This window comes from Alteromonas sp. BZK5 (assembly GCF_014349115.1).
Classification (GTDB): Bacteria; Pseudomonadota; Gammaproteobacteria; order Enterobacterales; family Alteromonadaceae; genus Alteromonas; species Alteromonas macleodii.
This window is the reverse complement of the sequence record NZ_JACSOE010000012.1, coordinates 18,845-33,406: the sequence shown is the minus strand read 5'-3', so window position 1 is coordinate 33,406 and position 14,562 is coordinate 18,845. Positions and strand designations below refer to the sequence as shown.

Annotated in this window: 12 protein-coding genes; 2 read left to right on the top strand and 10 right to left on the bottom strand. The window is 46.3% G+C overall.

Annotated features, from left to right (window positions below):
* The first annotated feature begins 52 nt into the window (after positions 1-52).
* On the top strand, positions 53-550 hold the full coding sequence (gene folA, locus BIZ39_RS05310; RefSeq protein ID WP_039231980.1) for a type 3 dihydrofolate reductase: 498 nt from the start codon (positions 53-55) through the stop codon (positions 548-550).
* Positions 551-663: 113 nt separating this feature from the next.
* Here folA and rpoS read toward each other — a convergent pair whose 3' ends face one another.
* The 10 genes from rpoS to BIZ39_RS05260 all read right to left on the bottom strand — a co-directional run bounded on the left by rpoS (position 664) and on the right by BIZ39_RS05260 (position 10,276).
* Complete coding sequence (gene rpoS, locus BIZ39_RS05305) at positions 664-1,656, bottom strand: RNA polymerase sigma factor RpoS (protein ID WP_014948157.1); 993 nt, start codon at positions 1,654-1,656, stop codon at positions 664-666.
* A gap of 72 nt (positions 1,657-1,728) precedes the next feature.
* A complete protein-coding gene (locus BIZ39_RS05300) occupies positions 1,729-2,568 on the bottom strand; it encodes a peptidoglycan DD-metalloendopeptidase family protein (RefSeq protein WP_410369558.1) in 840 nt (279 codons plus the stop codon).
* A 31-nt stretch (positions 2,569-2,599) separates the two neighbouring features.
* The gene (locus BIZ39_RS05295) at positions 2,600-3,178 is read right to left on the bottom strand and encodes a YqaA family protein (protein ID WP_014948159.1); all 579 of its coding nucleotides are present in this window, start codon (positions 3,176-3,178) and stop codon (positions 2,600-2,602) included.
* Positions 3,175-3,810, bottom strand: a complete 636-nt coding sequence (locus BIZ39_RS05290) for a protein-L-isoaspartate(D-aspartate) O-methyltransferase (protein WP_014948160.1) — start codon at positions 3,808-3,810, stop codon at positions 3,175-3,177. The genes BIZ39_RS05295 and BIZ39_RS05290 overlap by 4 nt, the downstream gene beginning before the upstream one ends.
* An 80-nt stretch (positions 3,811-3,890) precedes the next feature.
* The gene (gene truD / locus BIZ39_RS05285) at positions 3,891-4,976 is read right to left on the bottom strand and encodes a tRNA pseudouridine(13) synthase TruD (protein WP_014975597.1); all 1,086 of its coding nucleotides are present in this window, start codon (positions 4,974-4,976) and stop codon (positions 3,891-3,893) included.
* Complete coding sequence (gene ispF, locus BIZ39_RS05280) at positions 4,973-5,446, bottom strand: 2-C-methyl-D-erythritol 2,4-cyclodiphosphate synthase (protein WP_222936472.1); 474 nt, start codon at positions 5,444-5,446, stop codon at positions 4,973-4,975. Before ispF ends, truD begins: the two co-directional genes overlap by 4 nt.
* Complete coding sequence (gene ispD, locus BIZ39_RS05275; protein WP_187446526.1) at positions 5,446-6,207, bottom strand: 2-C-methyl-D-erythritol 4-phosphate cytidylyltransferase; 762 nt, start codon at positions 6,205-6,207, stop codon at positions 5,446-5,448. The genes ispF and ispD overlap by 1 nt, the downstream gene beginning before the upstream one ends.
* Positions 6,208-6,212: 5 nt before the next feature.
* Positions 6,213-6,503 carry a cell division protein FtsB gene (ftsB, locus tag BIZ39_RS05270; RefSeq protein WP_014948164.1) on the bottom strand — a complete coding sequence of 97 codons (291 nt, stop codon included), beginning with the start codon at positions 6,501-6,503 and terminating at the stop codon, positions 6,213-6,215.
* A gap of 99 nt (positions 6,504-6,602) precedes the next feature.
* Entirely contained in the window at positions 6,603-8,318 is a 1,716-nt protein-coding gene (locus tag BIZ39_RS05265) for a TIGR03545 family protein (protein ID WP_039224435.1), read from the bottom strand.
* Between the two features lie 335 nt (positions 8,319-8,653).
* Positions 8,654-10,276 (bottom strand): methyl-accepting chemotaxis protein, encoded by a 1,623-nt coding sequence (locus BIZ39_RS05260; RefSeq protein WP_187446525.1) that lies wholly within the window; start codon positions 10,274-10,276, stop codon positions 8,654-8,656.
* A 445-nt stretch (positions 10,277-10,721) separates the two neighbouring features.
* Between BIZ39_RS05260 and putA the strand changes: the two genes are divergently transcribed.
* On the top strand, positions 10,722-14,519 hold the full coding sequence (putA, locus tag BIZ39_RS05255) for a bifunctional proline dehydrogenase/L-glutamate gamma-semialdehyde dehydrogenase PutA (protein ID WP_187446524.1): 3,798 nt from the start codon (positions 10,722-10,724) through the stop codon (positions 14,517-14,519).
* The last annotated feature ends 43 nt before the right edge of the window (positions 14,520-14,562 follow it).

Genomic DNA, 14,562 nt, shown 5'->3' with positions numbered 1-14,562 from the left:
GCCGCGGTTCAACAATAAAAACGGCTTTATAGGTAATGAAATGAAGATAGCGATGATTGCTGCTATGGCGAAAAACAGAATTATAGGCGCAGATAATGATATGCCGTGGCACTTACCGGCTGATTTAAAACACTTTAAAGCGATCACCTTAGGCAAAGCCGTCATAATGGGCCGCAAAACCTATGAGTCAATCGGAAGGGCATTACCTGGCAGGCCAAACATTGTTATAACGAGTAATGCTGACTACAGCTTATCTGACGCGACGGTAGTAGATTCACCAGAGTCAGCGATTGAGGTAGCCAAAGCGCTAAGCGCAGAGAACAGCGACAACGATGAAATAATGATTATCGGTGGCGGTACTATTTACCAAACGTTCTTAGATAGCGCTGACACTTTGTATCTCACACATATTGATTTGACTGTTGACGGAGATACACAGTTCCCAGACTATGAGGCGGCAGCAAGTTGGACGGAAGTATCACGTGATGAACATGACGCCGATGAGAAAAATCCTCACCCTTACACATTCGTTACTCTCGTTCGAAACTAACGGAGAGATTGGAACTAGGTCCAATTTAAAATAAAAAAATGCCAGTGTTGTGAAACTCAAAAATTGAGAGCTTCACAACACTGGCATTTTTATTTTTGCGTTGCGCGCAGATGCTACTTCATTTGGTCGAACAGGTTCTCTAACGAAAGACCCTGATGACCCAACATATCGCGAAGACGGCGAAGTGCTTCTACTTGAATTTGACGAACACGTTCACGTGTTAAGCCAATTTCGGCACCCACATCCTCAAGTGTTGAAGGTTCATATCCCATAAGACCGAAACGACGAGCAAGTACTTCGCGTTGCTTAGGGTTTAGTTCTTCAAGCCAGGTTACAATGTTACTTTTGATATCTGAGTCTTGTAAGCTCTCTTCAGGGCTAAACTCTTTCTCGTCAGCAATAATGTCGAGGAGTGCTTTATCATTTTCTCCACCAATAGGTGTATCGACAGAGGTAATGCGCTCGTTTAAACGCAACATCTTAGTGACATCTTCCACAGGCTTATCAAGCGCTAGTGCAATTTCTTCTGCAGTTGGCTCATGATCAAGCTTTTGTGAAAGTTCACGAGAAGCACGTAAATAAACGTTTAGTTCTTTCACTACATGAATAGGCAAACGAATAGTGCGCGTTTGGTTCATGATAGCGCGTTCGATGGTTTGGCGTATCCACCATGTGGCGTATGTTGAAAAGCGGAATCCACGTTCAGGATCAAACTTCTCTACGGCACGAATTAGTCCTAAATTGCCTTCTTCGATTAAATCTAGAAGAGCCAACCCACGGTTGTTATAACGGCGAGCAATCTTAACAACAAGGCGAAGGTTGCTTACAATCATACGTTTACGAGAGGCTTCGCAGCCTTTCAGTGAGCGGCGCGCAAAATAAACTTCTTCTTCTGCGGTTAGCAGTGGTGAAAAACCAATCTCGCCTAGATAAAGCTGTGTGGCATCCAGGTTTTTAGGTTGGTCATCCTGACTGAAAATAGCGTCGTCATTTTCTAGGTCAGCGTCGTTCGTTAAGGTTTCGTCAGCTTTCATATCAGCTGGCATATCGATGACTTCTACATCATCTTGAGGTGTTGATTCTAAGGCTTTCGTTGACTTACCCATCATGAATCTCCTGCTACAAGGTTTACCTTATGACGTTTCTCCTTTGTCTTTTTTTATTGTTATTTATTTTTATTATTTTAATGCTGGCAGGTATTTCATAGGGTCTAATGATTTCCCTCTATACCTAACTTCAAAGTGAAGTTTTACCGAATTTGTTCCGCTGTCACCCATGGTTGCAATTTGCTGCCCTGCCGACACCCATTCTCGTTCTTTGACTAAAATAGTGTCGTTGTAGGCATAGGCACTTAGAAAGGTATCTGTATGCTTAATGATAACCAGATTACCATAACCTCTTAGTGCGCTACCTGAGTAAACAACTTTTCCATCTGCTGCCGCTACGACTTTACTGCCTTTAACACCAGCGATATCAATACCTTTGTTGCCTGACTCTGACTTACTGAAGGTTCCAACTACCTTACCTTCTGCAGGCCACACCCACTCTTGTACTTTGTCTGGAAAACTCGTCGGTGTTTGTTTTTTGACGCTTTGTGACGGCTTCTTGACAGTTGTAACATTTTGTGGCTTAACAACTTTTTCACTTTCACGATACGCCTGTGGTTGTGGGGGGTCAACCAAACTTTTGTCTACATTTGATGTGGTCGGAGCTGTTGACTGATTGGTCTTGGACTTAGGTATAACGGGGGCTGTAGCCACATTCGAAGGTGGCGTGACGTTTAAAACTTGACCAGGGAAAATGGTGTAAGGAGCTGATAATTGGTTGTATTTTGCTAAGTCGCGATAGTCATTTCCCGTGTACCATGCCACCGCATAGAGGGTGTCTCCCCGTTGAACTTTATAGGTTTTTTTTGTGTATTCTTCGCTTCCATCTGAAACTTGGCTATTTAATAAAACCACGGGAGCGGGTGCACTTCTTCCTGCACAGCCCCCGATGAGTACACAAATATATAACAAAATTCCTATGTGAAGGTGGGGCCTACGCATGTCATCGCAATAGTAAATAAGCGAATATTGCGAGGATGACTACTCCCCATCCAAGCACTTCCACATACTGCCTTAGCTTTTGCTCCATGGCTGCGCCCCCCCAGCGCATGAGTGCTGCGACCAAAAAGAAGCGTGCGCCTCGACCAACAGCTGATGCCAGTACAAATGGCAAGAAGGCCATTTGCAAGAAGCCAGCACTCACAGTGAAAATTTTATAAGGGATAGGTGAGAAACCAGCAAGAAAAACTACCCATACGCCGTAGTCTTTAAACCACTGCATTGCCGTGTCTATTTTGTGGGTATACCCCCAGCTCTCGATAAGCGGAGCCAGCCAAGCATCGAAAGCAAAGTAACCAAGCCAATAGCCAGCTATACCGCCCAAAATCGACGCGATGGTCGTAATAAAAGCGAACTGCCATGCTCTAGCAGGCTGGGACAGTGCCATTGGCGCAAGCATAACATCAGGTGGAATAGGGAAGAAAACCGACTCTGAGAAGCTTAACCCGCCCAAATATTTGGTTGCGTGACGATGTCTCGCCCAGCGTAACGCCATGTCATAACATGGCTCAAAAAGCTTCACATTAGCTCTCCTGCTACAAGGGGAACAAATCGGACCGATTCAATGGTCGATGTTTTTAGTTCACCTTCAATCCTATCAATACACAGTAACGATTGTTGCTCGTTACCTACGGGAATAATCAACCGCCCGCCTTCTTTAAGCTGATCGCACAGATCCTGTGGAAGACTTGCAGCGGCGGCGGTGACAATAATGGCATCGTAAGGGCCCTTGGATGCCCAACCTTTCCAACCATCGCCGTGTTTCATTGCAATATTGTGAAGGTCGAGCTGATTCATTCGACGTTTCGCTTGGAACTGCAATGATTTAATACGTTCAACACTGAATACTTTGGCAAAAAGCTGCGCGAGTATAGCGGTCTGATAACCTGAACCCGTGCCTATTTCTAACACTTTCTCGGGTTTATTAGGGCTATCTAGCAGCAACTCTGTCATTTTCGCAACAATATAAGGCTGCGAAATGGTTTGGCCTTGACCTATTGGCAATGCCGTATTTTGATAGGCCTTATGTTTCAGCGCGTCGGGTAAAAAGCTTTCCCGCGGCGTACCAGCAATGGCGTTCAATACTGCTTGCGAACGTATTCCCTCGTTATAAAGCAGTTGTGCTAACGCGTCTCCTTTTCTAGAAGCTCTCATGATGTTGCGTACTTTCCTTTATTCTTATCCACAGCCACGCGAGGTTTAGTCTGTTGCGCGCCACGCTTTCTCAATACTCTTTACACCCTGTTAATTGGGGACAAGGTTTCCACGCACTCTCTAAGGACTGAGGTTGCAAAGCAGCCACTTGGAAGCGCAAACGAGATAGTAAATGTATCACCCTTACTCTGCCATTCAAGCTGTGAAGGCCAAATTTTTATCGCGCGACGCTCTTGTTCGAACCCGCACTGGCTTAAAAAATCGATAACTTCACTATTTTGCTCTGCAACAGATTGCTCAAGTGCTAGTGTGTCAGCTTGCGTAACAAGTTCACCTTTACCCCACAGCGGTGCTGAAGGGCATACGTCTTTGGCATTAAAACGACGTTGTGCGTCTTGCTGCTGCTCAGAGCCGTCGGAACCTTCGTTGATGAAAAAGCTGTTAGAACCTGAAAGCACCAGCGCGTCGCCGTGAGTGACCTTGTCGAACATGTCTTTTTCTAAGCGTGCAGAAAGCATTTCATTAAATAGCCAGCTGCGCAGTGCAGAAAGCGCCATGGAACGTTTGTTGCGGTGTCTGATGGTTTCACCGTTTACCATCCGCTCGGCCATTACCAGGTTTCCACCGCGCTGCACTTCACCCATGTCATTTAAGCGCATTACGCCAAAGCGTTGTTCGCCGTAATAGTTTGGCACACCGTGCTTTTCAATTTCTTGAAGACGCTCTTCAATGGCCTCAGGATGCAGTACCTGGCGCAAGGTAATCGTAAAGTGATTGCCTTTAAGCTGACCCGTTCGCAACTTTTTATTGTGACGCATTTGCTTAAGCACTTTAACGCCTTCCAGTTCAAAGTTGCTGAAGTCGAAGTCAGGCTTACCCGGCGCGTGAATACCAAACCACTGTTGCGTTACCGCGTATTTGTCTTTGCGACCAGCATAGGTAATTTGGCGTAATGGAAGGTTAACGAAACGGGCTAGCTGCTCAGCGACAAACGCGGTATTGGTGTTGGTTTTTTCAATAAATACAAACTGGTGCTCGCCTTCACCACAAGGGGTATAACCCAAATCCTCTACAACTTGAAAATCGTCGGCTTGGAATTTAAAAATACCGGTGGATACAGGTTTTGCGAAATAGTACTGCCAGTGGTCAGTGTGTAAAGGCTTCATAATTTTTCCAGTAGAACAACGGCGTGAGAGGCAATGCCTTCTTTACGGCCTGTATAGCCTAGCTTTTCAGTGGTCGTTGCTTTTACGTTGATGTCGTCAAGCAATACGTTGCAGTCTTGGGCAATAATCTCACGCATAGCAGTAATATGCGGCGCCATCTTAGGTGCTTGCGCCACAATGGTCATATCTGCATTACTTAAGCGGTAACCTTTCTCCCTTACTACATTGACAACGTGACGCAGCAGCACGCGGCTGTCTGCACCCGCGTATGCGTCGTCTGTGTCAGGGAAGTGCTTGCCAATATCACCGAGAGCTGCTGCACCTAGCATTGCATCACACAGTGCGTGTAGTAATACATCGCCATCTGAGTGAGCTAACAGTCCTTGCTCATAGTCGATACTGACGCCACCTATTGTGATGGGGCCTTCACCGCCAAACTTGTGTACATCAAATCCGTGTCCAATTCGCATTATGATTGTGCCTTTTGATTTTTTGCGCTGTGGCTTTGAACTCTGTAGTTTTGAGCGTACTGGCCTTGCGCGCTTAATTTTTGCTTAAGATAAAATTCTGCCAAAGGAAGATCGGCCGGATGCGTTATTTTTATATTTGCCGGACTTCCGCTTACCATGGCAACTTTGTAGCCTTCAAGCTCCATGGCAGAGGCTTCGTCTGTGATATTCGCGCCCTGTGATAAACCATTTTGAAGCGCGCGTTTTAGCAATGTTGCTGGAAAAAGTTGAGGCGTTAAAGCGTGCCAAAGACCGTCCCGGTCTTCAGTGTGAGAAATAACATTTGTTGAAGGTCTGACCCGCTTCATGGTGTCACGAACAGGGGTAGCTAGAATACCGCCAGAAACGTCATCACTGCTCATTAATTCGAGCAGCGCGGAAATATCGCTCTCTTCTATACAAGGCCTCGCGGCATCGTGAACCAGTGCCCAATCGTTCTCGCCAAGTGACATAAGCCCGTTCAATACACTATCAGCGCGTTCCTTTCCGCCATCTACAACGCGAATGGGTTTTTCACGTAACCGATATTGATCAAAATACGCGTCACCTGGGCTTATCGCTACGATCACGTCATCGATTAACGGATGCTGTAGCAGCGCGTCAATAGTGTGTTCAAGAATGGTTTTACCATTTAAGGTGAGGTATTGCTTTGGCCGGTCAGCCTGCATTCGGCTGCCAACTCCGGCTGCGGGGATAACCGCAACAACGCGGGGCGATGTCATTTTCTTCACTTAGAATCTGCGGGCAAAATACGGTAGAAGGTTTCTCCCTTTTTGATCAGACCGAGTTCATTTCGGGCTCTTTCTTCAATGGCTTCTAGACCAATTTTTAAATCGCTAATATCAGCTTTAAGTAGGGCATTGCGCTGAGCGAGGTTGGCATTTTGAAGGGCTTGAGAGTGAACTTCTTGTTTTCGGTTGAAGTAATCGGGAATACTATTTTTTCCAAACCATAACCTGTATTGCAATAGACCAAGCAGTACTATCAATACAATGGGAAGCCATTTACCTTGCAACACAGATTCACCTGACAATGTGGTTAAGCGGAAAAAAAGCAGAGGCTCTTCGCCTCTGCTGTGTCTTATTATGCCGCGAAGCAGCGTCGAGTCAAAGGCACATTATTCACCTTGGCCCAATTTTCCCTTCAATTTATCAAACAGCTTACTTTTTTGCTGCTCAACAACGTTGTTAAGTTGAGCTTGAAGCAGCTCCTGAAGGGCGGCACTGTCGCCTTGGGCTGCGCTAAGCATACTGTTTACGTCAACAAGCTCGCCTGATAGCAATGATTGTTCGTTACTTATCATGCTGTTGAGTTTGTTGTTTAATTCATCCAGCTTGTCTTTTTGGCTGGCAGTAAGCTGTGAAAGCGCCGCTTTAGCCAGCTTGTTATCAAGATCAGACTTAATGTTAAAGCCAGGGTCTGAAAGCGTGCCGTCTAGCAGCATCGTCATGTTTAGGCTGGTTAACGTTTGCAGTGCCTGCGCAATAGCACTGGTGATATCACTGGTGCCAGTTGCTTCCATAACGAGCTGCTGAAGGTCAACTTCGCCCGTACCGGTAAGCATGTTATCAGTGACTTTCATCGATCCATTGGTTTTCATCAGCGCTGATTTAAGCACCGCATTTAGTGTTTCATTACCGCTAAATGAAATGTTAGACATATTCACACCGGCTAGCTGCCATACTTGGCTAGCGTCAACCCCGTTGCCGTCAATCCAGAATTCACCGCTGGAAGTAAACGACTTTAGTAACTCGCCCGCTGCTTCAATAGTAAAGGTGGTGGGGTTACCGAATACTTCGTGAACGTTTGTAATGTTGTTCCATTTGCTGGTGATAGATTCATTTTGCCAAAGCACTGATACATTGGCTTCTTTCACCAAAATCGACGGCACTTCAGTCGGTGCTTCACTTTTTTCTTCACCTTGAATGAGCGGCATAACAATTTGCATTGCTGCCATAAGGTACTCAGTGTATTCCGCCGCTTTGTCGCCAAACACAAAGTAAGTGACTTGAGAAAGTGCCGCTTGGTCACCTGCAATTACCCCTTTTAGCAACGCGTAATCTTCTTGTGGCGCTTTCTTAAGTGCTTCAACACTTTCACTAAGGGCTTGTTTGGCATCGCTCGCTTTTTCCGTGAAATTGCTAATAAGCGCGCGGTCTGCCTGCATTTCTTCTTTCAACTTATCAAAAGAAGACTTTGCCTGTACCAAGGCTTGAGGGTCTTTGTAGTTCGTTTCTTTTAGCTGGGCTACCTGCGTTTTGTAGTACTCAATGCGCGACTTATCAGGTAAAGATTCATAGTCGTCTTTCAAACCTTTTCCATAGGTTTCGTAGGCAGACTTCGCATTTTCAATGGCAGCAGTGGTTTTTAGTGGATTGCGGGCGAGAAGTTCGTCAACCGTAGGCACGGCTTCTTTGGCTTTTGCTTTAATTTCGTCAAATGACAGTGAACGTTCTGGAACGCGATACACTTCACCTTCAGACTCGCGCTGTGTATCGAACTGCACTTTCAGTAAATCAAGATTGTTTACGATAACTTGATCATCTAACAGTGGCTTTAGCTCAACGTCTGCATGAGCTTCGCCTACAAAAACTTGGTTGTGAGTAGGCTTTGTGGGGTTGGTGAGTGCAATACCTTTCAGCGTAACAGTTGTTGGAAAAAGAGAGTGGTCGAACTCGTCGATATTCACTTCTGCTCCATAGGATTCGCCCAGCTTGGACTCAAGAATAGATTTGATGATGGTATTGGCGAACAGGAAATACACCAAAAATAGCAACACGAAAAAACCGACAACCCATAATAAAATAGGCTTACCCTTTGAACCACTGCTCATATTCAACTCCTTGATTTTTTGCGCGTCTGGCTTTTATTGCGCATAAGTCACTACTTCGGTGGCTAGTATATCGCTCAATAAAAAGTAATCGACCAACCGCCACTTATGGTGTCTCTGAGTGTAATGCACTCAGGTCTTTTCTTCCATACGCAGAAGGTAGGTGTATTGATTAAACTATGTGAGCTTTTAAACAACTTGACGTAAGAGAAGCAAAATGTGGCAAAGTTTACTTTTTTAAAAGAAAATTATCGGGAGCTTTGGAGTAGTAGTAAAGTGAGCCTACTTCTCAATGCTTTGCAGCAAAGCGCAGCAGGCTTGTTGAAATGTAAAATGCTTTAAAGCTTAAAGCGGTTCGCAATGTCCATTATTGCTATACAGCTTGCGCGTAACGCCTGGCTCGCAGCTGCTAATTCATCTGCCGTTCTCAAGCTACTATCAGCAGCACCCGAAAGCGCATTGATGCGCATATTCGCTTCGGTAGCGGCTTCCGCTTGCTGCTCGGTAGCCCGCGCTATTTCGCTACTCATATCTGCAATTTCAGTCATTAAGCGATCAGCTTCTTGTAGATTTTGATTCGCTTGTATAGCGTTGTCTACCGTTTTGGTTGACGCTGACTGGCTTACTTTTACTGCATCTACAGCGCTTTTGGCATTACTTTGCAGCTCTTCTATCATCGCTTGGATTTCATCGGTACTTTGTCCGGTTCGACTTGCCAGTGTACGCACTTCATCAGCTACGACGGCGAAACCTCGTCCTTGCTCGCCAGCTCGCGCTGCTTCTATAGCAGCGTTAAGCGCCAGTAAGTTAGTTTGTTCGGCAATCCCGCGAATTACATCAAGCACTGCACCAATGCTTTCAGTCTGCGCAGCAAGTTCGGTAACAGCGCTACTTACGCTTTCAATATCAGAGGTAAGAGAGCGTATATCGTTTACGGTACTATCCACAACCGAGGCGCCGTTTTGCACGTTACCCCGCGCGCTGCTGGTACTTTTTTCTGCAGAATCTGCGTTATTGCTAACCTCATTTATCTGCGTTGTCATCTCTTCCATGGCAGCGGCAACTTGAAGCATATTTTCATTTTGCGTCTGTGCCTGAGCGTTACTATTTTTACTTGATGTTTCTACAAGTTCTGCTTGCTGGGTCAGTGAATTAATATTCTCACGGATCCCCAACAGAGAATGGCGCATTTTTTCGGTATATTCATTAAAGTAGCGTGCCAAACGCGTTACTTCATCTTGGCCAGTTTCAGGCAACGAGCGGGTAAGATCACCTTCTCCTTGTGAGATATCCTTCATTCGCTCACTTACTTCTTGAACCGGTTTCACTATGCTGCCGCCAATCACATAAACAAGCACCACAACTAGCACTATGCTAACCAGACAAAACACCGCAATCACATTGCGAAGATGAGCAAATTCTTTTTCAAGATTGGTAAGGTAGATACCAGAGCCCACTGTCCATCCCCACGGCTTGAACTCTTTAACGTAGGAAATTTTGTCGGTAGGTGACTCTTCACCGGGAAGCGGCCATACATAATCGACAAAACCTTCACCTTTCGATTTCACTTTTTGCGCCAACTCTATAAAGAAGGCTTTGCCGTTCCCGTCTTTAAAGGTTCGTAAATCTTGACCGTCAAGGGCGGGCTTGATGGGGTGCATAACCATAGATGGCGTTTGGTCTTGGATCCAAAAGTAGTTGCTGCCGTCGTATCGTAGCGCTTTAACGGCCTCTAACGCCTGTTGCTTAGCGGTTGCCTCGTCTACGTCGGTACGCGCCGCGAAGCTACTGAGCATGGTATGAACCACCTCGACCAGGTGCTGATTTTCATCATAAGACTTTTGCTTTAATGCTTCGTAGTGCCTGTTTAAAACAACGGCAGTAAGAAGTACAAATAACAGCGTAATTAGGGCAACGATAATGCCCAAACGTTGAATTAAACTGAATTTTCTTAACCACATCGGCAAATACCTATCTATTTGTATTTTTGTTTTTTTAAAGTGTAGACGGTTTTTTATTAACCGCTTTTTATTACGATTAAAAATACACCATATATAGACGAGCTTTACTACGACTTTAGAAGCAAATCGCTCACCGCTTTTGTACTAAAAAATAATGCGGTATCAACAGGCTAAAAAATGTCATCTAACGCACTGAATACGTAGCTTGACAGAGAATCAAAAAAACTTTGCTGGTAGGGGCTTGGCAGGGCGATTTTGTGTGCTACCATCCGCGCAAATTTGGCACTGTCGTGATCTTCATCCAAAAGTATAAAGTTAAAAGAAGAACGACAGGTCAACGCAGGGTTTCGACTTTGCTTGTTTTTTAGCCGCTTCCATGTAACCGTGAGCAGTCTTACACGGCGGGAACGCTTTTTGTTACAGCTATTTCTATGAAAGGGTTGCAATGCTCATTAACGACACACTTCATACAACTTCACCCCTACGCCAGCGTATAAGAGACTACTATCGCATTAGTGAGTCGGTGGCTGTGGATCAAATCCTTCCCATTGCCGAGGTAAACCCACGTGCACGAAGCCGTGCATGGGAACGCGCACGAAAGATGGTGCTTCAAATTCGCCGAGAGCAAGAAGGGCACGGTGGTGTTGACGCATTATTAAATGAATACTCGCTATCTACAGCAGAAGGTGTGGTATTGATGTGCTTGGCTGAAGCCTTGCTGCGTGTTCCAGACAAAGCCACTCAAGATGAGCTTATTCGTGACAAACTGTCTCAGGGACAGTGGACACCTCACTTGGGGAATTCAGAGTCGTTATTTGTTAACGCATCGGCGTGGGGCTTGTTATTTACGGGCAACATGGTGAACTATGCCGACAAGCGCAAGAAAGAACAGTTCGGCTTATTAAAACAAACCCTTGGCCGCTTAGGTGAACCTGTTATTCGCCGCGCTATGAACATTGCGATGCGCGTTATGGGTCGTCAGTTCGTTATGGGCGAAACCATTGAAGATGCGGTAGATCGCGCCAAAGAGAAAGAAACCAAAGGGTACGTATATTCTTACGACATGCTAGGCGAAGGCGCACGTACTATGCGCGACGCTGAGCGTTACTACGATGCATACGTAAAAGCAATAAAAGTAATCGGTAAAGCGGCTAACGGACGCGGTCCTAAGCGTTCACCGGGGATCTCGGTAAAGCTTTCTGCTATTCACCCACGCTTTGAATTTTCTCACCGCGAACGCGCCATGGCAGACATTCCGCCGCGCTTGAAAGCGCTGTGTATGATGGCGAAAGAATACGATATCGGTTTAACCGTAGATGCGGAAGAAGCTGACCGTCTAGAGCTTTCTCTAGACATTATTGAAGCTGTATTTCGCAATGAAGACTTGAACGGTTGGACAGGCTTTGGCTTGGCCGTACAGGCCTACCAAAAACGCGCAATCCACGTTATAGAGCACTTACGTGAACTTACCCTAGAGGTAGGTCGTCCGCTAATGGTGCGTTTGGTTAAAGGTGCCTATTGGGATACTGAGATTAAGCTTACTCAACAAGCGGGCCTTGAAGAGTTCCCTGTATTTACCCGTAAGTCGTCAACAGATGTGTCATACCATGCCTGTGCGAACCGTCTACTTGAGTATCGCGACACCATTTACCCGCAGTTTGCGACTCACAATGCCTACACTGCGTCTGTTATTGTTGAGCTTGCTGGTGACGACAAAGAAGGTTTTGAGTTCCAGTGTCTGCACGGTATGGGCGATACCCTTTACGATCAGGTGGTAACACAGGATAAAATTCAGTGCCGTGTTTATGCACCGGTAGGTGAACACGAAGACTTATTGGCCTACCTTGTACGTCGTCTTCTTGAAAACGGCGCGAACTCGTCGTTTGTAAACGCTATCGTTGACGATGAAAAACCGGTTGAGTCTTTGCTTGAAGATCCGGTAGAGAAAACACAACGCCTGAAAGTACGCTATAACAAGTTAATCAAAACCCCACGTGGGCTGTATGCGCCAGAGCGCGATAACTCGCGTGGTCTAGACCTTACCGACACCAATGCGGTAACGGCGCTTAAACACGAACTTGAACGCTGGCAGGATTACTACAAAGTGACCGGTGAAGTGCCAGAAGGTGCGACAGCGGTACTTAGCCCAACTAACCACAACGACGTGGTAGGTTATCACCATTACGCTACGCCTGATGATATGCGCAAAGCATTAGATGAAGCCGAAGCTGGGTTTGAAGCATGGTCTAAACGCGATGTAAGCGAGCGCGCTGAAATACTTAATCGAACAGCAGATGCGCTTGAGCGCCACATGGCTGAGCTTATCGCTATCTGTATGCGTGAAGCCGGTAAAGTAGCGCAAGACAGTATTGATGAAGTGCGTGAAGCCGTTGATTTCTGTCGCTACTACGCGGCGCGTGCAGAAGAGCTTGCTGAAGATCAACGCTTACTTCCTCGTGGTGTTGTGCTTTGTATTAGCCCGTGGAACTTCCCACTAGCCATCTTCTTAGGCCAAGTGGCAGCGGCACTTGTAACAGGTAACACGGTTATTGCTAAGCCTGCTGAACAAACCAGCATTATTGCGCAGCGAGCGGTAGATATTATGCACTCGGTAGGCCTGCCAGAAGATGCATTGAAACTTATCGTATCGCCAGGTAAAGAAGTGGGCGAAACCCTTCTGCCAGACGAGCGCATTAAAGCGGTAATGTTCACAGGTTCAACGCAAACCGGTACGTTAATTTCCCAAGTACTTGCAGAACGTGGTGGCGAACAGGTGCCATTGATTGCAGAGACCGGCGGTCAAAACTGTATGATTGTTGATTCAACTGCACTGCCAGAGCAGGTAGTTGATGACGTGATCCACTCTGGTTTCCAAAGTGCCGGTCAGCGCTGTTCAGCGCTTCGCGTATTGTTCGTTCAAGACGAAATTGCTGATGACCTTATCGAAATGCTAACCGGCGCCATGAAAGAGCTTACCGTTGGTGACCCAACGCAGCTTGCTACCGATGTGGGCCCTGTTATTGACGAGAAGGCACTTAAGAGCCTGACCGATCACCAAGAGTATATGGAAGATAAAGCTAAGCTGCTTTATCGCAATGAAATGCCAGCAGGCTTTGAAAACGGTACTTTCTTTGCACCGACCTTGTATGAAATCAAGAACATCGATGTGCTTGAAAAAGAAGTGTTTGGCCCTGTGGTGCATATTGTTCGCTTTAAGTCGAAAAACCTTGATAGTGTGCTAGAGCAAATCAATGGCACAGGTTACGGCCTGACTATGGGCATTCACTCGCGTATTGAAGAGCGTGCTAACGAGCTGGCAGCGAAGAGCCGCGCGGGTAACGTGTACATTAACCGCAACATGATCGGCGCTATTGTTGGCGTTCAGCCGTTCGGTGGACGTGGATTGTCTGGTACAGGTCCAAAAGCGGGGGGCCCCAACTATCTGCCTCGCTTAATGATGGAGCGTGCTACACCTAAGCCATCGCGCATTGATGATGTAGACGGTACTGATGCAGCGCTTGTCGGTGATGAAAAGATTGCCGAGCGTGCGCACGTAATGATGGATAAAGCGAAAGCGGTGGAAGTGCAGTGGCGTCATACGCCGTTGAATGACCGTATTTCTATGGTACGTCAGCTTCTGGCAAAAATTGCGAAAGTGGACATTGTTGACGAGCTTGCTGATGACTTGAACCGTACGCTTGCGACGGCGCGTCAGCAGCTAACCAGCGTTGAACGCAAGCTTGCCAAGCCACAAACCCTGCCGGGCCCAACAGGTGAATCGAACAAGCTTTACCTAGAGCCTCGCGGGATCTTGGTGTGTTTCGCCGATAAAGAAGTAACTTTTGAATACTGGTTACTGTCTATTGTGACCGCGCTATCAACGGGTAACCCGGTAGTATCAGTTGTGTCTGAAATCTTCTATGAAGAAGCCGTTGAAATTCAAAATAAATTTGAATCAACGGGCGCACCTAAAGGCTTATTTCAGGTAGCGCGTCTTGCGCATCTAGATACCTTGCTAATGGATGAAGATTTATCTGGCGTGGTGGTCGACTCTGGTACTGAACGTACTGCGCGTATTACAGCAATGCTGTCATCCCGCGAAGGCGCTATTTTGCCGGTTATCACAGCAGAATATAACGACAATCTTATTCAACGTTTGATGACCGAAAAAACCATCAGTATTGATACTACGGCATCAGGTGGTAACACGTCATTGATGACCTTGGTCGAAGATGATGAATAAGCGATAATGCTTGTGGTAAATACCGACTTTGCAAGATAGCGAT